An 18,374-nucleotide genomic window follows, 5' to 3' on the forward strand; every position below is an offset into this window, starting at 1 on the left:
GGTTTAATCAAAATTAAGTGAATTATTTAAAACTTACAAAAGAATTGTGTTAAATTAATATCAACAACATAATGATCTTCGATTATGCTTTCGGTATATGAAAAATAAAAACCCGCTATCAGAATAGCGGGTTTTGTATATTATTTTTTAAAAGACATTACTAAAGGAATAGTAACATTGGAGGAGACGGGTTTTCCTTTGTCTTCTGCCGGTTTCCATTTGCCTTTCTCTTTAATCCTGTAAAAAGCAGCTTCAATGAATGCGTTTACATCTTCATTGTTTCCTTTTACATTGGGATTAAGAGCATTCCCTTTAGAGTCCACAACAAAACTTATTGTTGTTTTGTAAGAATCTGAAGAAAAGTTGAGAAAATCAAGGTCTACAGCTTCAGATAATAGCTTTTGAAAAGCAGCTTTACCTTTATCATATTCTGCTTCCTTACTCACTTTTGTTTTTACAGGAGGATCTGCGGAGATCATTTTCTGATCCTCCAGAGAAGCCTTATCTAAAGCGGTTTTGTAAGCCGTTATTTTATCCTCTGTTAAAAGCCATTCCTTCTTGGTTCTTAAATCATTAGGCTTAGGATATTTATTATACAGAGCCGTTTTCTTTCTTTCATAGCGAGAATCTGCCCTCTGAAATTCAGAAACCTGGGCACTGCTGAAAATAAAAGTGAAAATGAATGCTGATGCTAAGACCTTTTTCATGATTTATTAGGCTTTTACAATATTAATAATTACTTCAGTTGCTTTTTCCATACTTTCCAAAGCGACATATTCATACGGTCCGTGGAAGTTGATTCCTCCTGCGAAAATATTCGGACAAGGAAGTCCCATATAAGAAAGCTGAGCACCATCTGTACCTCCTCTGATCGCTTTGATCTTAGGTTCAATACCAGCTTCAGTCATTGCTTTAGCAGCAAGATCTACAATATGCATTTTACCTTCAAATTGTTGCTTCATGTTTCTGTATTGCTCCTTAATCTCCACTTCAGCAGTTCCTTCACCATGTTTTTGATTGAATTCTGCTACTTTTTCCTCCATGATTTTTTTTCTGGCTTCGAATTTATCTGCATCATGATCACGGATGATGTATTGAAGTTTTGCTTCAGAAATATCAGCAGTAATATCCATTAAATGATAGAATCCGTCAAAACCTTTTGTCGTTGCAGGTGTTTCGTTTGCAGGAAGCATTTGAGCAAATTCAGCAGCTAAAAGAGCAGCATTGATCATTTTTCCGTAAGCATAACCAGGGTGAACACTTAACCCGTGGATTTTTACCACAGCTCCGGCAGCGTTAAAGTTTTCATATTCCAATTCTCCAACTTCTCCACCATCCATAGTATAAGCCCATTCTGCACCAAATTTAGCAACATCAAATTTGTGAGCTCCTCTTCCGATTTCTTCATCCGGAGTAAAGCCAATAGCAATTCTTCCATGTTTGATCTCAGGATGTGCAATAAGATATTCTGCTGCCGTTACAATTTCTGCACAGCCTGCTTTATCATCAGCACCCAAAAGAGTGGTTCCGTCAGTAGTAATTAACGTCTGGCCGATATATTTTTTTAAGCTTTCAAATCTTGAAGGAGATAATGTGAATCCTGTTGCCTGGTTCAAAAGAAGATCGTTTCCATCATAATTTTCCCAAACCTGAGGTTTTACATTTTCTCCGCTGAAATCCGGTGAAGTATCATAATGTGAAATAAACCCAATGGTAGGTCTGTCATCGTTTTCCAGGTTAGAAGGAACATAGCCCATGATATAACCGTTGCTATCTATAGAAACATCCTCAAGGCCAATGGTCTTAAGTTCTTCAGTAATATAGTTGGCAATATCCCACTGGCGAGGAGTAGAAGGCGTTGTTTCACTTTCTGCATCGCTGGTTGAATATATTTTTACATAGCTAAGAAAACGGTTCAGTAATTTTTCTTTCCACAAAGGGTTGAATTCTATTGTACTCATCAGATATCATAAATTTTAACAAAGTTAGCAAATTTGATGCTGAGAATACATTATTTGCAATTTAATATCAGTTATTGAAATTATAAATCATATATAAATCTTTGAAAATCAAAATAGTGTTAGCTTTGTATATACAGTGTACTAAGTAGTTTAGTTTTATTATATTTGAGAAAATCAAAAAGTAAAAATGTTTCTTACCGAATGTCCTAGAGATGCAATGCAGGGATGGGGAGAATTTATCCCTACCGATAAAAAAATAGATTATATCAACTCCTTGATGGATGTTGGTTTTGATGTATTGGATTGTCTGAGTTTTGTTTCTCCAAAAGCGATTCCGCAGATGGCCGACTCTGATGAGGTGGCAAAAAATATCGACAAATCACGCTCCAAAACTAAAGTTTCAGCAATTATCGGTAATTACAGAGGTGCCGAAAAAGCATTGAAACATGAGTCTGTAGACATTCTTGGATTTCCATTCTCTATTTCTGAAACTTTTCAACATAGAAATACCAATAAAAGCCAGGAAGAAGCTTTTGATGAAATCATTAAAATGCTTGAGCTGGTAAAAAGTGAAGGGAAACAACTTAATATCTATTTCTCTATGGCTTTTGGAAATCCATACGGCGAGATGTGGAAATGGGAAGATGTTGACCAATGGGCCCAAAAGTTCTCAGACATCGGAGTAAAAGATATCTTATTATCAGATACTACCGGAGTAGCAACTCCTGAAACGATTGCTCTTTTGTTTGAAAAAATACCTTCAAAATATCCTGAAATTAACTTCGGAGGACATTTTCATAATCGTTATGAAGATTCTTATTCAAAATTAAAAGCGGCTTACGATCAAGGTTGCCGAAGATTTGACAGTGCCATCAAAGGAATCGGAGGATGTCCTATGGCTAAGGATGATCTTGTGGGAAATATGCCTACAGAACAGGTTATCAATTTTATGAGTGTTGAAAAAGCTGAACATAAGCTGAACCTTCTGAACTTTGAAAGTTCTTATAACAAGGCGAAGGATATTTTTCATTTTTAAGAATAATAAATTTCTCGCAGATTCTGCAGATCCCACAGATAAAAAGAAAATCTGCTTAATCAGCAGAATCTGCGAGAAAACTATCAATAGGAGCGGGCTTTAGCCCGCTTTACTATATTGAAAAACACATGGCTTTAGCCAAAACATAATTATATTAACCCAAAATCAACAAAAATGTCTCCAATAATCTCCCCATCCGATTTAAAAAACCTTCCAACAGAAAATCTTATTCTTCTTGATGCAAGAACCGGAAAAGATGTAAAGCAAAATTACCTTGAAAAGCATATTAGCGGAGCAAGATTCATTGATCTGGATAAAGATCTGGCTGAAATAGGAGAGGATGCAGCTTTCGGAGGCAGACATCCGCTTCCTTCCGTAGAAAAGTTTGCTGAGACACTTTCAGGTCTTGGAATCGCTGAAAACTCTCACATCATTGTGTATGATGATAAAAATGCTTCCAATGCAGCAGCAAGAGCATGGTGGATGCTGAGATCTTTCGGATTGGAAAAAGTTCAGGTTCTTGATGGTGGAATGCAGGCTGCGGAAAAAGCAGGGTTAGAATTTTCTTCCGGAGAAGAGAAATTTGATAAAGCGGCTTTAATTAAAAAAAATCACTGGAGTCTTCCGGTTTCGAGCCTGGAAACTGTTGAAAATGAATTGAAAAACCATTCTTCTACAGTTGTTGATGTGAGAGATGCTTATCGTTATAAAGGTGAATCTGAACCGATTGATCTTGTTGCCGGGCATATTCCGGGAGCAATCAATATTCCTTTTTCTGAAAATCTTGACGAGAGCGGAAATTTCCTGAGTCCGGAAATTTTAAAAGAAAAATATAGCCAGCTGTTAGAGGGGAAACCTGAGCATCTGATCATTCACTGTGGTTCAGGTGTTACTGCATGTCATACGATCTTAGCATTGGACTATGCAGGATTTCCCATTCCGGATCTGTATGTAGGTTCATGGAGTGAGTGGAGCAGGAGAGAGGGAAAGGAAATAGCAAAAGATATTTAAAAACAAAAACCCCGAAGAATAATTCTTTGGGGTTTTATATTGTTAAGGGTAATATTTAAAGCATTCCCAGCTCAAACTTCGCCTCTTCGCTCATCATATCCTTGTTCCAGCTCGGTTCAAAAGTAAGCTCTAAATCTACACTATTTACATGCTCTACTTCAGCTACTTTATCTTTTACCTCCTGAGGAAGAGTTTCTGCAACAGGACAGTTGGGAGTAGTAAGGGTCATTATAATTTTTACGTCAGCATCATCGGAGATCTGGACATCATAAATCAGCCCTAATTCGTAAATATCTACCGGAATTTCGGGGTCATATACGGTTTTCAGTACACCAATGATTTCCTCACCAATGTCAGCAATTTGATCGTCTGTAAATTTCATTTTTTAATCTAGATTGATATTCCTTTTCAACAAATCTTCCTGACGCATGCGCCGGAAAATATTTGCCAAAGTTAAGACATCTTTTTCACAATAGTCAACAATTCTCTGCAAGTCTTTTTCTATGTAGTAAATTGATGAAACCATTGAGCCGTCAATATCATCTTTCGGAGTAGGAATACCAAAGACATGGGCCAGTAGTTCCAGCGATACAAAACTCTTATAATCCCCAAATTTCCATAGTTCCATTGTATCGATGTGGGGAACTTCCCAAGGTTTTTTTCCAAACATCTGAAACGGAGCCGGAGGCTGCATTCCATTGATAAGGTATCTTCTGGCAATCCAGGGAAAATCAAATTCTTTTCCATTGTGAGCACAGAGAATTACATTGTAAAGCCTTGGGCTGTTGAAGATTTCTCCAAATTCCTGAAGCATTTTCTTTTCATCATGTCCGGAAAAGCTTTTTATTTTTAGGGTTTCATTCTTTTCAACCATTCCGATGGTGATGCAGATAATTTTTCCAAATTCGGCCATAATACCGGCTCTTTCATAAAATTCTTCTGCGGTAACATCGTCTTTTCTCTGAAATCTTGTTTTTTTATCCCACAGATACTGATCGGTTTCGGATAAATCGTCCCATGATCCAGCTTGTGGAACTGTTTCAATATCAAGGAATAAAACTCTTTCTAAGGGGATGTTTTGTATCATATGTGTTTTGTTGGGTGTTTATCCTACCTGCATTCCATTTTTCGTAGGTAATGAAGGCGCTAAAAGTGTAACATCTTTCTTGTCTTCACCATATAATCCCAACACAAGACATTCACTGAAGAAATTGGCAATCTGCTTTTTAGGGAAATTAACAACCGCTAAAATCTGCTTTCCTACAAGTTCTTCTTTTTCGTAAAGAGAAGTAATTTGTGCCGACGATTTTCGGATTCCCAAGTCTCCAAAATCTATTTCCAGCTGATAAGATGGGTTTCTTGCTTTTTCAAAATCATTCACTGAGATGATAGTCCCGCATCTGATGTCTATTTTTTCAAAATCTGCCCAGGTGATATCTGGTTTTACTGTCATGGTAATTCGTTGATTAAATGTTCTACTTCTATTTTCTGTTCTGCATATTTTTGTTGCAACACTGAGCCTTCACCCATTCTTTTATAATATTCCAAGGCCTTTCCACCGAAGAATTTTTTATGAAAATTTGAAACCTCAGGAATCTGCGGAAAAACTTTGTGAAAAAGCATCTCATAATACGCCTGAAATTCCCTTTCATTTTTGTCTTCAATGACGTGTCCGGGAGCTTTCTGTCTCACATGAAGCATTTCATGGGCTACCATATTCAGAACAAGGTTCAGGTCAAAATCAAATAAATTTCGTGGGATCATTACGGTTTGTGGCCCTCCCAGCTCACCTTCTGCTGTAAGAAGCATCGAAGTAGGAGAGAGTTCTTCCCTGAATCCGAAACCTGCAAAGTTTTCATGCTCCAGCTCAAAAGAATGGATCAGGTATTTTGCTGCATCCAGAATCTGGTTGTGTTCTTTGTAAGCCTCAAGATGGAAGTTGATCTGTTCGAAATTCATCTGAAATATGTTTTAAACAAATGTATTAAAATATTGAGAATACTAAGAAGTTTTGTCTCAAAGGTTTATGATAAAAGATGGAAAATCTTTTTTATACGACGAGTTCTGTCGCTTCTGCCATATATATTTGCTTTTAGAAACGTTTCAGAAAAGCAAACAATTAGAACACAATTTTATGGAAAATATTTTAGACGACTTTAACGATTTTGACGAAGAAAGTAAACGAGTACTTCAAGGAAGCCGTATCATAAAATTTGCAGAACTCGAAAAAGGAATTTATGGGAGTGGGAAAGACCCTTTTGAGGGAATAAGAACCAACAAAACATTTGATGAAATTTCCAATGAGCTTGCATTAAGCACACCTTTTGGTAAAAATAGTCTTTTTTATAAACCTACCTCCGAAGATTATGATGCTTTATCTGAAGACTTTTATACAGGAGGGATTAACTATGAACTTCTTGCAAAAGATTTAAAAGAAAAGTTAGGACAGATAAAAAGCTTTTTATTTGAGCCCGAAAAGTATTTACTGGAAGACAAAACAATGTATTCAGGCTCGTCTTCATTTGGTATTCCTGTCTTCAGTAATATTAAAAATAACAAACCTTTTTTATATAAAAAGAATGATAAAGAAGTTCAGGCCATTTTTGATGTATCAAAACTGAATACCAGAAAGAACTTATTGAGTAATTCTTATAATTTTGGGATATATTTTGACAATTATAAAGTAATCTATAATCTCAATTTTATTTATAAAGATGGAGAAGATAAGAAGTTTTCCGATGCACAAACAGATGCAACAGAAAGTCCTTACGATTTCAAATTGAATGATGAATATATTGCAATAAAACTTTATACGGGGAATGTAGAAATCTTCATTGAATTTTTGCGCATTATAAAAGGTAATTCACAAGCTGAGCAAATGAAAAATGATATTATAAAATATTATAAACATTTTTTTGCAACGGCTAAAAGCAACCCTGATATTATTGATGCCTTATATGAAAACATTCCTGATTTTGTTTTGGAAGCTCTTACCGATGAAATGCTTTGGAAGGATTTTGTTTCTCTTTCTGGAAAAGGTATTGATACAATTGGGACTAATGAAAATATTTCAATTATTAATCTGCTGAAAGGTGTAAAAAATGCAAATTGGTGGTATAATGAAATAAATAAAAATCCTGAACCTGTTCGTAGAGTATTTGAAAAATTCAGCAATAAGCATATTGAGGAATTAATTACAACTTTTTCAAGAATGGGTTTAAAAAACTGGACAAATAAAGAACTTGAACAAGCATGGAAATTTGATATTGATTATGAGGAATACAAACCTTCTGATGAAGTTAATGATCCATTTATAAGATATACTGGTTTCGCTTATTATTTAGAAAAAGGAAAAAAGTACAGGGTAGGTACTGCATTATTTGGTCATGATCAGGATTCCTTTCCAATGTATTATGCTGGAAAGGAAATTGGAAATAAGATTGAAAGCCCTTTCAGTCCTATGAAAATTGTTGTTGAGGAAGGTAAAGAGCTATATATTCCTTGTTTTGTTGCGGAATATTTTACTAATAAAAAAATAGACGAAGAATTTTGGATCATTCTGAATAATATTGCGACAGGACTATTACCCGAATTTGGAGCAGGAATTGCAAGAGGTGTAGCTATTTTATCAAGAATTTTTAGCGGCAGGAAAATAAAAAATGTAGAAGAGCTTATAGCATTTTTAGGAAAAGTAGACCAAAATGTAATGGCAGAAGATTTAGAGAAAGTAGGAATACAAGCACTCTTCAGAGGAACAACAAGAAGCATAAATGGAGAACTCTTTGCAGGAAATAGTAATTCAATAGAATATGGGGCTTCAACTTCAACAGATCCGATAAGAGCTGTTATCTTTGGTATAGAATCCTCATCTAAACCCGGAACAAAAGGTGTTTTGCAAATTTATGTCCCTAAAGATTTAAAAGGTTTAAATTTACAATCAGCTAATTATAGGTTTGAAAAAGAGCTTGAAATTATTATAAATACTTCTCCTGAAAATTTATCTAATTTTGCTACAAGGGAAATTGCCATTGAAGATGCAAGAAAACTAATAGAAGAAATGTATGGAGTAGCTTTAGATACAAAAATATCGAATACTCAGAGGGCAAATGAGTTATTAATGGAAACAACAAAATTGACCCCAAAACAAGCATCAGAATTTTATAAAAATACAATTAAATTAAAAAAATAATATTATGAATTCCCAATTAAAAGAATTTTACGATAGTTTGTTTGAAAACAGATTTTTTGATAATAAAATTTATTTTTCATCATTAGAAATGTTGTCAGATAATGATATTAAAAAACATTTTTTAGAACCAATTAATCGTAATACGTGTATGTATTTATATAATGTTCACAATGATAATGATATAATTTTAGGTACAAAATACAATGTAATATTTGATAGAAATAATCCTAGAATTTATCAAAACGTAGATTGTGAGATCAATTTTGTTTCTTTAAAAAAGAATGATAATATTGGAATTATTCCCAGCGGTTACGGAGGAATTATACGTCTAAAATTTAAAGATGAAGTTCCTGAAATAACAAAAGTTCTTATGCAAGATGATAAAGAAAAATATGATAAAAATAAACATAGTTTTTTATATTTCACTACTCAAGAAGTAATAGATGAAATCTTAGCAGAATTAGATAAAGCAGAAAATGTTTAAAATTAGAAACCGTTCAGTAATGAGCGGTTTTTTTACTAAATAAATCACCTGAAAATTTATCTAATTTTGCTACAAAGGAAATTGCCATTGAAGATGCAAGAAAATTAGTAGAAGAAGTTTATGGAATTAGTTTAGATACTAAAATGGATATAGATAATGCAAGATATTGGCTTGAGAATACGAGAAAATTAACACCAAAAGAAGCATCAGACTTTTCTAATAAGTTAATAAAACTACAACCAGCAAGTAAAGTGTATAAGTTTGTAAAGTAACCTATTGCAAATGATAATAAATAAAAATACAAGATTATGAGTAATATAGATTTAAAAGAATTCTTTATGGATTTGAGTATAGAAGGATTTTTTAATAATAAACTAAATTTAGGAGCAGATGCAATGCTTTCCAATAAGGATATATCTCACTATGAATTACCTCCCATAGATAGGACTATACATATCTATATAAAAAATATTGGTAGAGATAATGATATAGTATTAGGGGAAAAATATAATGTTATTTATTTAAGACAAGACCCCAAAAATTATAAAAAGACGGAGTGTGAAATAGATTTTGTTTCTTTAAAAAAGAATGATAATATTGGAGTTATCCCAAGAGGCTATGGGGGATGTGTTCGCTTAAAATTTAAGTATGGAATTCCAGATGTAATTAATCTTTTAATGCAAGATAACGATGAGAAATTCGATAAAGAAAAAAATCAATATCTATATTTTACCACGCAAGAAGTAATGGATAAAATCTTAGAAGAATTGGAAAAAGCATAGAATACTCAAAATATAGAAAAGGCTGTTTCAAAAGATAGTCTCTTTGTTTCTTAAATCATATCTTCAACAAGATCATATAGAACATACATTTTAAACCACCTATTGGGTGGTTTTTTTATTGTTGAAAAAAATACTAAAATCTTTTTTATACGACGAGTTCTGTCGCTTCTGGGGGTGATCTTTGCTTCAAGAAAAAAAACACAATATGAAACTAGACTTAAAAATTCCAGGTGGACATCTTTTGCCGGAAACCACCTAAAAAAATAAGGCTAAAACCTGAAGACATTCTACTAAAAAGAGCTTCAGATCTCAACCTATTTTAACCTATACAAAATTACACAAAATGAACGATATGGAAAATAATACTACAGGCGCAACTGTAGAAAATACACCATCACAAACACTTTTCAGATTTGTAAGTCTTAGAAGTCCTGAATTATCGGATGATACGAAACAAGACAAGAGATTCATTGTTATTCCTCAGGGTCTTAAAAACGATAATGCTTTTTATGTTCCGGTTGTTAATGGAACCGAAGCTAAACAAAAGCTGCTGCAAACCTGTGCTGCCAATTATGTAAATAATCCGGAACGTATTTCAATAGAATCAAGCAGCCAGAATAATTTAGAAGGTTTTAAAAGAACCTATAAGGCTTATTATACATTCGGAACCTGGCTGGCCAAAAATAAAAATACCTGTACCTATGAGGAGGTTATGGCTAAAAGGGCAGTATTAACAGATCCACAGACGCCTCCTGTAGCCCCGCCATTAATTGGGCTATGGAATAATCTAATTTATCAGGTAGTAACTCAGAAAGATTTTTATGTTAAGGAAGTTGTTATGCAACAGCTATTGGCGCATCATATTCTTTCTGTATCCAATGAGGAAGAAATGAAAAATGCACTTGTTGCAAGAGTTATTTTGCCTAAAGAACTGATGATGGAAGATGTGACTGCTTCAGCATTGCAATCGGTTTCAAGAATGGCTTCTGAAGGACCCAAAGAGACTTCTCCAACAGAAGAAATGAAAAGTCAGCAGCTTATTTCTGCTGCAAAGATTAAGCTTGAAAAATATGAAGCTTTAAAGAAAAACCTTTCTACGATTGAAAGATTATATAAAGCAGAGTATCAAAAAGATTATACAGCAAAAGAAGAAATTCATCAAAGCGAAATTACTTCAATTCTTGAAGGATATAAAAGAGAGCTGTCTGCGCACAAACAAAACTATTGTCAGGTAAGAAATCCTGAGGTAAAATATGATCCTTTAGATCCGTGCCAACAAATTCCGGGTATTCCTGAACCTGTATTGCCACGATTCAATTTTCAGTTCAGAGCTGAAATAGAACCAGATTCTTTATTAAGAGCATTAAAACCTGAAAACCTAGATGCGTTGCTTGATATCTTAGGGCATCATTTTCAGCCAGAGCCCAATCAGGAGAGGTCTGCAGAGCTGAGTACTTCGGATCTTGCAGGACTTTTGGAAGGGAGAAATACTTTTTTGGAAATTGATTCTCTATTAAAACAAGCCGTTGAAAAAGCCGGTAATGTCATTGTTGAAAATACCAATGTAGATAATGAAGCATATACCAGTATAGGAGGTGTTTTGATTCCTTTTGCAAGAACCATTGCTGCTCCTTTCAGCTATCAGATCTGCCCGAAGTATGTTTTTACAGGGTTTACATTTGATATGGCACTTACAGTTCCGGACTCATTATGGGATGTGAATGCAATCTCTTATACTTTAGCCCCTAATAATGGCTCTGCAGTTTTCAACGGTAATTATTTTGTGAAATCCAGATCAGGCAACACCATCTTTCTGAATGATCTTTGTATGCCGGGATTAGATTTTAATACCATACAGGATGCCTCATTGAGTGCAAAAATCATGTTTACTAATGGAAAAATAGCTAATATTTATGTAAGTAAACTACAGGCAAGAGCTTGTTTATCAGATCGTTTTTTACTTGAAGTAGATGAGGAAGAACTTGTAGATACTGAAGAAGATGACAATAATTTTATTCCATCAGGATTCGGATTCAAACAAATCGGTATTGCAGATTATTTGAAAGTGGAGCAGACCACTCATGCCTACGTTGAAGGTGAAGTTGCTCATATTGAGAATATTATGGCTAGAGAATATCGTGAGAAATCTACCAGAAGACTAAGAAGAAGTGAAAATACGACAACGACATCTTCTGATACTGAAAGAGAACAGCTTACTGATACTACTACAGCTACCCGTTTTGAAATGCAGAATGAGATTGCAAAAATGATGCAGGAAGCATCAGACAGCAATACTCAGTTTGGGGTAAATGCAAGTTACAAAACAGGAAATGCAAATATCAATACAAGTTTAGGGCTCGGCAATGCCAGTCATAGTTCAAGAGATGAGAGTACCAGACAGGCAGTGACTCAGGCTCAGGATATTACATCGAGAGCTATGGACAGAATTGTTACAAAAGTTCACGAAGAAAGAATTGAGAAAATTATTGAAGAATTTGAAGAAAACAATTCTCATGGCTTTGATAATAAAAAAGGAGATAAGCATGTAGTAGGTGTTTACAGATGGGTGGATAAGCTGATGAAAAACCAGATCTATGATTATGGGAAACGTATGATGTTTGAATTCATGATTCCAGAGCCTGCAAAATTACATTTGCTGGGAATGACAAAAAGCAAGTTTGTAAAACCTGAAGATCCTAGGACTTCTGCTGTAATGCCGATGAAAGATTTTACTGCGCTGAGTGATGAAGCTACTTTAAAATACTGGATTAGCAGGTACAATGTAGAAATTGAAAGCTTTCTTCAAAATACAATTAAAGTAACCAAAGGGTTTGCATATGGGAGAGATAAAACTCCTGATATGAGTGAGACAGCAGGAGCAACGAGTGCTATAGGAATACAGGATGTAGTGAAAATTCCTGAAGGATATATCAGTACAGAATATTCAATTAGTGGAGGCGGAAAAGAATATGTAAGCTCATTATTGAATGTTAATATTGCTGATAAACGTGTGGTTGATGGCATTGCTGCATCAGGTTTTAGCAAAACCGGAAGTTTTATTGGATATACTGGTGATGTTGCCGTGAGCATTTCTACAGACAGATTTTATTCTTTTGAAACATCACTTTCTATTGCATGTGTCCTGACAGAAGATGCCAAGAAACAGTGGCAGCTTAAAACGTTCAAGGCTATTATTGATGCTTACGAAGTTGCTTTGGTCGAATATAACAATGCCGTTTCTGAGGAGGAAAACAAAGCTTCTGTAGTAAAAGATTCCAATCCAAACTTTTACAGACAGATTGAAAATACTATTCTCAGAAAAAACTGTATTTCTTACATGGCAGACAGAGCTTCAAACTCAATTCATGGCTACGGCTTATCAGGCCTGACACAAGGAAGTTCTTTTGCAGATTATGAAACGAAACTTTCTAAGAATCTTGATCAATACTCCGCTTTTGTAAAATTTATGGAACAGGCATTTGAATGGGAAAATCTTTCCTACTACCTGTATCCATACTATTGGGGCAATAAAGAAAACTGGTCAGACATGTACAAAGCAGAGAATACGGATCCTGTTTTCAAAGCCTTTTTACAAAGTGGTATGGCCAGAGTGGTTGCTACTGTGCGTCCAGGTTTTGAGGCCGCTGTACAGTTTTATTTGGCGACCGGAAAGATTTGGAATGGAGGTGAAGTTCCTGTGATTGGAGATGATCTTTATTTATCAATTGTAGATGAATTGAAGCAGCCAAAAGGCAAAAAACATGGAAAAGCATGGATCACGAGACTTCCTACAACCTTAAATATTCTTCAGGCAGAAAGTATTGGGCTGAGAGTAGCTCATGCACTACCATTTACTATTGAAAATCCAGATGATTTTGAAGTGCCTTCAGAAGTAATTACTGAGGATAGATTCAATTTTGGGACTAACAATAATCTTCTTGGAGTAGAATCGCTGGAAGGACAGAAAGTTATTTTGGGAGACTGGAAATAACATAATTATTAACCTTAAAAATTAAAAAAATGCCAATTATAGGAAAAATTATACGTGCCAATGAATTACCTCCAATTGGAGAAAGAGAAGTGAATGCTATTTATCAGGTAGCGACACCGGGTTCTCTCACTTACACAGATTATGCTGTTGATGAAAATGGTGATTTAAAGACCCATGCAGTTGTTGACGGAACAATTCCATTGGAATTAGCAGATAATCATGTAAGTATTTCAAATGCTGATCTTTTAGCTGAAGGAATCGCAAGTCAGGCTCAATACAATATCAAAACAAAGGAAAAATTAGCTGAAAAATTAGAAATTCCTTTGACCGATGGAAATGCGCAGGATTATCCTAAAATTATAGGATTGAATGATAATGGTGATGTAGCCAAACTTCCTGCAGGTGATTTGGGGAAAAATATGATGAATGCAAACCTGTCTAGCAGCTCAGCAAGAAGCCACACCCTTAATGCTTCATTTTCAATCAACACTTTAGGAAATCCTTATGTATTATCCGGGTTACCCAATAAGAATTCTGATACAGCTAATTTTCAGAAAGTTGTGGTTCAAAATACCAGTGGCTTAAATGCTGTGGTAGACAGTAAAAATCTACTGTTGGAAATGCCAAGCCAAATGACGGAAGCTGAAAGATCAGCATGGAAAACAAAAATGAATGGAGGCTGGAGTACGGACACCATGAGCGTGGCAGTGATATCACCACCAATTGTAGATAAAACAGACAGACCGTTTTGGATCAACTTAAAAGGAGCAAACCTAAACCTTCCATCTACCAGTTTTAAAGTAGAGCTATGTACTCAGGATAGTGTTTCGGCTGATACCGCTACAGTTGTTGTGGCAATACCAGGCTCACAGGTCCAGTTATATTCCAATGGAATTGATCTTACATTCTATTACAATTTTAAAAATATTCCGGCAGGAGAATATAAACTCAGATTGTGGAATGGTGTAGCGTGGTATCTGACAAGTTTTACCATCCGTGTAGTAACCCAGATACAGCGTATCCCTCTCAATAACATTGTTTGGGAACAGAAAATATACAATAATGCGGTATCACCAGCAATTACACAGGCAGGAGCTGCTGTAAGCTACAGTTCTGACAGTAATGTAAAAGCACTTGCTGATGACTCTTCTTTCATCGCAGCCCGAAAGACAAACCAATTGATTGGAGCAGATGAAGATTTTTACATGAGTGTTGAAATTACAGGTAAAACAGCAACGATTAGCGGACCTAACGGATTTGGAACTATGACTCATTTTGTTGGATTAGTCAATGCTGCCAATGGAGTAGACCTGTTAAACCAAACCGTTGCCAATGTTAGGCTTGTACAGTCTTACTGGTATCCTATGGGTAAAATATTTCCTGATAATTCAGCCGAAGCAGTAACTACTGCTGACCCAACGTATGCCCTTAGTGCTACATTTATAAGACGAGGAGGAAGCTGGACCATTATTGTAAACTTTAATAATAAGACTGTTACCTACACCAAAACCGGTTATACAGGAGCGGTTGCCTTTGGAATGTACAATATGAACACAATGGGAAACACTGGAGTAAGCGCCAATATCGTTGAACTGTATAAACTATAACCTTTTATCAAGCTTTGAGATAAAATCAATATAAAAAGGCAGAGTCTGAAAAATTCTGCCTTTTAATCAAGCAATGTCTATGAACTGATAGACATTGCTATTTAACCAGCAAAATTTTAAAATTATGAAAGAAAAATTATTAATACCAGAACAAGTACAGCAACTTTTAAACGAAATTAATACAACAGATTTAAACCTGGGGGAAATCCAGATCTCTGAACATCCTTTACTTCCAACATTTAACCGATTTATTCGAATCAACAAAATGGTGGTAGATACAGAACTTCCAAGAACCTATCTTTTTTATCAGCAGATTTTAAGGAACAAAGAGACCCATGAAATTGAACCTTCCAACCTGCCGACTCCGGAATGGCTGATTGGAGAAGAGGAATGGTCAAGCCTTAGAGATGAAAACTTTGACAGAATATTTGTGCCTGTAGTAGATGAAGAAACGCAGAATCCTGCTCTGGATGAGGCCGGAAACCCCAAAACCTCTATCATCAAAGTGAATACCCATCATTATATGCTTTGGCTTGTTAAGAATAATAAGGTAGGCTTTCTGGATCTCCTGAAAAGTTATTTGCAGGAATTTGTGGAGTTGAAAAGCAGTGAACTAAACAAACTGTTTTAAATACAACTTATTATTTATATGAATTTATAACCATTTTACAGGCAGAGCCTTAAAGCCCTGCCTTTATTCACCTTAAAAATCACAAAATGAGTTTAGAAATTTTAAATAATCCTCTATTGAGGAACATCACGGATTTCTTTCCTGAGAATGAGAATCCCGATTCTAAGACCATTTTCCCGGCTCAGGAATCTCCTCCGGAATTAAAGCAAAAAACCTCACGGCAGATTGCCAATACTTATTACGGAGGAAAACCGGTTGTAGACGGTAATGGATTTCAGATCTATTCTGATGATCCTGTATTTGGAGGAAATATTGAAGAAGTAGTTGTCTATAAGAGCAGATTCAGCAAGACCATAGCCGGAATTGATGTTGTTCTTTTTGCCAGTAAAAACGGAGCTTTCCTTTTGCAGCGTTATTTGGAAGCTTTACCCAATAGTAATGAACTGATTCTATTTTTAGAAATTGATGACCGTTACAATCATAATACGGTAATGCGTGCTGTAGCGGGAGCAGGACTTACAAATAAAAAGGATATGCCTTTTGCAGACATTCTCAGTTTTACAAGGAAACATGAAGTAACAGTTACGCCAAAATCACTCAAAAATCTTATTGAAAAAGGTATATACAGAAACAAAGTAGATTTTATAAGCTGGTTTCTGGGTTTGAAGGATAAAAATATCGGGGAAATATTCAGTTTTTTTAAGAAAGAAGCCCTAGAAGGAGCTTCAGCGTTTTTTACAAACGGTATCGCTGAAAATATTGTCAAGCTAAGAATTTCGGAAAACAGATGGAATCCCAATCCGAAAGAAGGAGAATATGATCCTGCCTTTATTCCGGAAGTCTTTTATAAAGAAATAAAAGATTTCTATGAACATAAAGCATCCGAGAATCCTTATGAAAATCTTGCAGGTCAGAAGAAAATAAATTCCAGAATTGTAAAATCTTTTTTTGAAAGCATCAATGAAGCAAAAGGAGATTTTAATAGTCTGCTGAACAACACTGAAACTTTATTTCCCACTTTTATCTATAAAAGAATCAATAAATCTCTGACCTTCTTTTTTAACCAGATCGATAAGCTGGAGAAGTTTATTGCAGATCCTCTTACCGGAATGCAGCATCTCGTTTATAAAAACTATCAGATTGCCAATGCCTTTCTGTGTGGTATTTATAACAGTCTGGTTGATATTATTGCCGGAATCTTTTCCATCATCGGCTTTATTTTCAAAGCAGTCGCTGCCATGGATAAAGTAAATGACCGGAAAGTGGAATATGGGGAAATGTTCATGGAACTGATGGAAGATTTGCTGGAAGGCATTCTGACTTTTGATTATGTGGAGTTCTTTAAGCAGTGTATTACCTTTCAGATAAAAACCATTGTCCGTCTGGTAAAATGGGTAGAAGAAAAACTTCCTCAGATCACGCTGGAAAAAGCAGCTTATTATTATGGGTATATCATTGGAATTATCATCGATATTATTGTGGAAACGCTTCTTACAGGTGGAACTGCTGCAGTAGCAAAGCTCGCCAAATCTGTAGAAAGCTTTATCCTGAATCCGCTGGAAAAGATCACCAAGGCGATTACAACAGCTGAGAATGCACTCAACAAAATTATAGAATTTATTCGAATGATTCTCCGTGAATTTAAAAAGGGATCAAAAGAAATTTTTTCTAAATTAGAAAAGATTTTAGATGAGGTCTTTGGTTTTGGAGAAGAGGTTGCTGATCATGGTTTGTCTCCTGCGGAGAAAACAGTGAAGGATAATCGGAAGAGGATTCAGGAGGAAATTGAGAGGAGAAAAAATGGAGGTTATCTTTCCGGGGAAGACGAAGAGATTTTCAGAAAAGCTCAAAAAGGATCAGGAGGAGGACAAAGGTATAAGAGAAGTACTTTAAGACGTATTGCTGAAGAAATTGAAAAAAAATATAGTGATATTGGACTAAAAGTTGAGATTGTTACCAAAAGAAGTCATCCAGAGCGTTACAAAAGATGGACAAATTATCCAAATGATATATTGGCTAGCTGTAGAACACATGAAATACCACCAATAATGTTTCTCAGAGATGATGCAACAGAACTTACCATTCAACATGAGATATGGCATATAGATGATTTCAAAAAATTAGGTTTTAAAGAATATCATAATGCTCCAAACTGGAAATTAGAAGAATTGGTTTGGGAAAGAGTTTGGAAACAAAAGTACCGTTGGACAGAAATAGAATTATTGGACTCATATAAATATTATAGGAATGAATGTTTAAGACAAGGTGCAGAGCCAAAAATCATTGACGAATTAGAAAAATTATTAAAAGAAAAATCATGAATTTAAAAAAAGAGGAGGCATTAAATTTAGGTATTCAAGTAATGTCTGATATAAACTTTAATTATGACAAGAATGCTGAAATTACTATTAGATATTTAGAAAAAGGGAAATATTATGATTTTAATTGCTGGCTATTGGGTTTTCCCTATGGTTTAGAAGATTTTGATAGATATGTTTATGGAAGTCTAGTTATTAATGATGATCTTAAAATAGTAAAAGAAAATATATCGATACGGAATGGTTCTATAGCCTTGGGATACGATGAGGAGAGCGGAAAATATTTCATAAAGGAAAAAAGACCATAATTTGAAGATGTTTTAAACTGTACTTTTTTTACCAAGTATTAGTGCACTTGTTTATA

Annotated in this window: 16 protein-coding genes; 10 read left to right on the forward strand and 6 right to left on the reverse strand. The window is 35.0% G+C overall.

The genetic code is table 11. The features are described 5' to 3' along the window. Positions 1–140: 140 nt before the first annotated feature. Together NK356_RS00095 and pepT are read right to left on the reverse strand one after the other, a co-directional pair. On the reverse strand, positions 141–707 hold the full coding sequence (locus tag NK356_RS00095) for a hypothetical protein (protein ID WP_034691986.1): 567 nt from the start codon (positions 705–707) through the stop codon (positions 141–143). Between the two features lie 6 nt (positions 708–713). After that, positions 714–1,961: a peptidase T gene (pepT, locus tag NK356_RS00100; protein ID WP_034691985.1), complete on the reverse strand. Its 1,248-nt coding sequence runs from the start codon at positions 1,959–1,961 to the stop codon at positions 714–716. A 187-nt stretch (positions 1,962–2,148) separates the two neighbouring features. On the opposite strand from pepT, the gene NK356_RS00105 reads away from it, so the two are divergent. After that, positions 2,149–2,997: a hydroxymethylglutaryl-CoA lyase gene (locus tag NK356_RS00105; RefSeq protein ID WP_062672973.1), complete on the forward strand. Its 849-nt coding sequence runs from the start codon at positions 2,149–2,151 to the stop codon at positions 2,995–2,997. Positions 2,998–3,171: 174 nt separating this feature from the next. Beyond that, the gene (locus NK356_RS00110) at positions 3,172–4,008 is read left to right on the forward strand and encodes a sulfurtransferase (protein ID WP_253315878.1); all 837 of its coding nucleotides are present in this window, start codon (positions 3,172–3,174) and stop codon (positions 4,006–4,008) included. A gap of 55 nt (positions 4,009–4,063) precedes the next feature. Here the strand turns inward: NK356_RS00110 and NK356_RS00115 are convergent, their stop codons facing one another. The 4 genes from NK356_RS00115 to NK356_RS00130 are packed head-to-tail and all read right to left on the reverse strand — an operon-like array spanning position 4,064 to position 5,967. Then, a complete protein-coding gene (locus tag NK356_RS00115) occupies positions 4,064–4,390 on the reverse strand; it encodes an SUF system Fe-S cluster assembly protein (protein ID WP_047422116.1) in 327 nt (108 codons plus the stop codon). A gap of 3 nt (positions 4,391–4,393) precedes the next feature. Beyond that, entirely contained in the window at positions 4,394–5,095 is a 702-nt protein-coding gene (locus tag NK356_RS00120; protein WP_034691977.1) for a 3'-5' exonuclease, read from the reverse strand. 18 nt (positions 5,096–5,113) lie between these two features. Further along, positions 5,114–5,461, reverse strand: a complete 348-nt coding sequence (locus NK356_RS00125) for a tRNA-binding protein (protein ID WP_034691975.1) — start codon at positions 5,459–5,461, stop codon at positions 5,114–5,116. Beyond that, entirely contained in the window at positions 5,458–5,967 is a 510-nt protein-coding gene (locus NK356_RS00130; protein WP_034691973.1) for a hypothetical protein, read from the reverse strand. Before NK356_RS00130 ends, NK356_RS00125 begins: the two co-directional genes overlap by 4 nt. Positions 5,968–6,142: 175 nt before the next feature. Here NK356_RS00130 and NK356_RS00135 point away from each other — a divergent pair, with 175 nt between their 5' ends. The 8 genes from NK356_RS00135 (at position 6,143) to NK356_RS00170 (ending at position 18,318) form a co-directional block, all read left to right on the forward strand. Then, on the forward strand, positions 6,143–8,197 hold the full coding sequence (locus tag NK356_RS00135) for a hypothetical protein (protein WP_253315879.1): 2,055 nt from the start codon (positions 6,143–6,145) through the stop codon (positions 8,195–8,197). A 4-nt stretch (positions 8,198–8,201) separates the two neighbouring features. Beyond that, entirely contained in the window at positions 8,202–8,681 is a 480-nt protein-coding gene (locus tag NK356_RS00140; RefSeq protein WP_034691970.1) for a hypothetical protein, read from the forward strand. Between the two features lie 308 nt (positions 8,682–8,989). Next, positions 8,990–9,463 (forward strand): hypothetical protein, encoded by a 474-nt coding sequence (locus NK356_RS00145; protein ID WP_253315880.1) that lies wholly within the window; start codon positions 8,990–8,992, stop codon positions 9,461–9,463. Between the two features lie 343 nt (positions 9,464–9,806). Beyond that, a complete protein-coding gene (locus NK356_RS00150; RefSeq protein ID WP_253315881.1) occupies positions 9,807–13,454 on the forward strand; it encodes a hypothetical protein in 3,648 nt (1,215 codons plus the stop codon). A 29-nt stretch (positions 13,455–13,483) separates the two neighbouring features. Beyond that, positions 13,484–15,061 (forward strand): hypothetical protein, encoded by a 1,578-nt coding sequence (locus NK356_RS00155; protein WP_253315882.1) that lies wholly within the window; start codon positions 13,484–13,486, stop codon positions 15,059–15,061. A 124-nt stretch (positions 15,062–15,185) separates the two neighbouring features. Then, on the forward strand, positions 15,186–15,692 hold the full coding sequence (locus NK356_RS00160; RefSeq protein WP_253315883.1) for a hypothetical protein: 507 nt from the start codon (positions 15,186–15,188) through the stop codon (positions 15,690–15,692). An 86-nt stretch (positions 15,693–15,778) separates the two neighbouring features. Further along, on the forward strand, positions 15,779–18,013 hold the full coding sequence (locus NK356_RS00165; protein ID WP_253315884.1) for a zincin-like metallopeptidase toxin domain-containing protein: 2,235 nt from the start codon (positions 15,779–15,781) through the stop codon (positions 18,011–18,013). Next, on the forward strand, positions 18,010–18,318 hold the full coding sequence (locus NK356_RS00170) for a hypothetical protein (protein WP_253315885.1): 309 nt from the start codon (positions 18,010–18,012) through the stop codon (positions 18,316–18,318). The genes NK356_RS00165 and NK356_RS00170 overlap by 4 nt, the downstream gene beginning before the upstream one ends. The last annotated feature ends 56 nt before the right edge of the window (positions 18,319–18,374 follow it).

It is taken from the genome of Chryseobacterium sp. S0630 (assembly GCF_024158915.1).
GTDB lineage: Bacteria > Bacteroidota > Bacteroidia > Flavobacteriales > Weeksellaceae > Chryseobacterium.

Coding starts and splice junctions, on each gene's coding strand:
- NK356_RS00115 (WP_047422116.1), bottom strand. CDS start 4,390: ATGAAATTTACAGACGATCAAATTGCTGACATTGGTGAGGAAATCATT.
- pepT (WP_034691985.1), bottom strand. CDS start 1,961: ATGAGTACAATAGAATTCAACCCTTTGTGGAAAGAAAAATTACTGAAC.
- NK356_RS00135 (WP_253315879.1), top strand. CDS start 6,143: ATGGAAAATATTTTAGACGACTTTAACGATTTTGACGAAGAAAGTAAA.
- NK356_RS00150 (WP_253315881.1), top strand. CDS start 9,807: ATGAACGATATGGAAAATAATACTACAGGCGCAACTGTAGAAAATACA.
- NK356_RS00165 (WP_253315884.1), top strand. CDS start 15,779: ATGAGTTTAGAAATTTTAAATAATCCTCTATTGAGGAACATCACGGAT.
- NK356_RS00160 (WP_253315883.1), top strand. CDS start 15,186: ATGAAAGAAAAATTATTAATACCAGAACAAGTACAGCAACTTTTAAAC.
- NK356_RS00140 (WP_034691970.1), top strand. CDS start 8,202: ATGAATTCCCAATTAAAAGAATTTTACGATAGTTTGTTTGAAAACAGA.
- NK356_RS00120 (WP_034691977.1), bottom strand. CDS start 5,095: ATGATACAAAACATCCCCTTAGAAAGAGTTTTATTCCTTGATATTGAA.
- NK356_RS00170 (WP_253315885.1), top strand. CDS start 18,010: ATGAATTTAAAAAAAGAGGAGGCATTAAATTTAGGTATTCAAGTAATG.
- NK356_RS00095 (WP_034691986.1), bottom strand. CDS start 707: ATGAAAAAGGTCTTAGCATCAGCATTCATTTTCACTTTTATTTTCAGC.
- NK356_RS00130 (WP_034691973.1), bottom strand. CDS start 5,967: ATGAATTTCGAACAGATCAACTTCCATCTTGAGGCTTACAAAGAACAC.
- NK356_RS00105 (WP_062672973.1), top strand. CDS start 2,149: ATGTTTCTTACCGAATGTCCTAGAGATGCAATGCAGGGATGGGGAGAA.
- NK356_RS00110 (WP_253315878.1), top strand. CDS start 3,172: ATGTCTCCAATAATCTCCCCATCCGATTTAAAAAACCTTCCAACAGAA.
- NK356_RS00145 (WP_253315880.1), top strand. CDS start 8,990: ATGAGTAATATAGATTTAAAAGAATTCTTTATGGATTTGAGTATAGAA.
- NK356_RS00125 (WP_034691975.1), bottom strand. CDS start 5,461: ATGACAGTAAAACCAGATATCACCTGGGCAGATTTTGAAAAAATAGAC.
- NK356_RS00155 (WP_253315882.1), top strand. CDS start 13,484: ATGCCAATTATAGGAAAAATTATACGTGCCAATGAATTACCTCCAATT.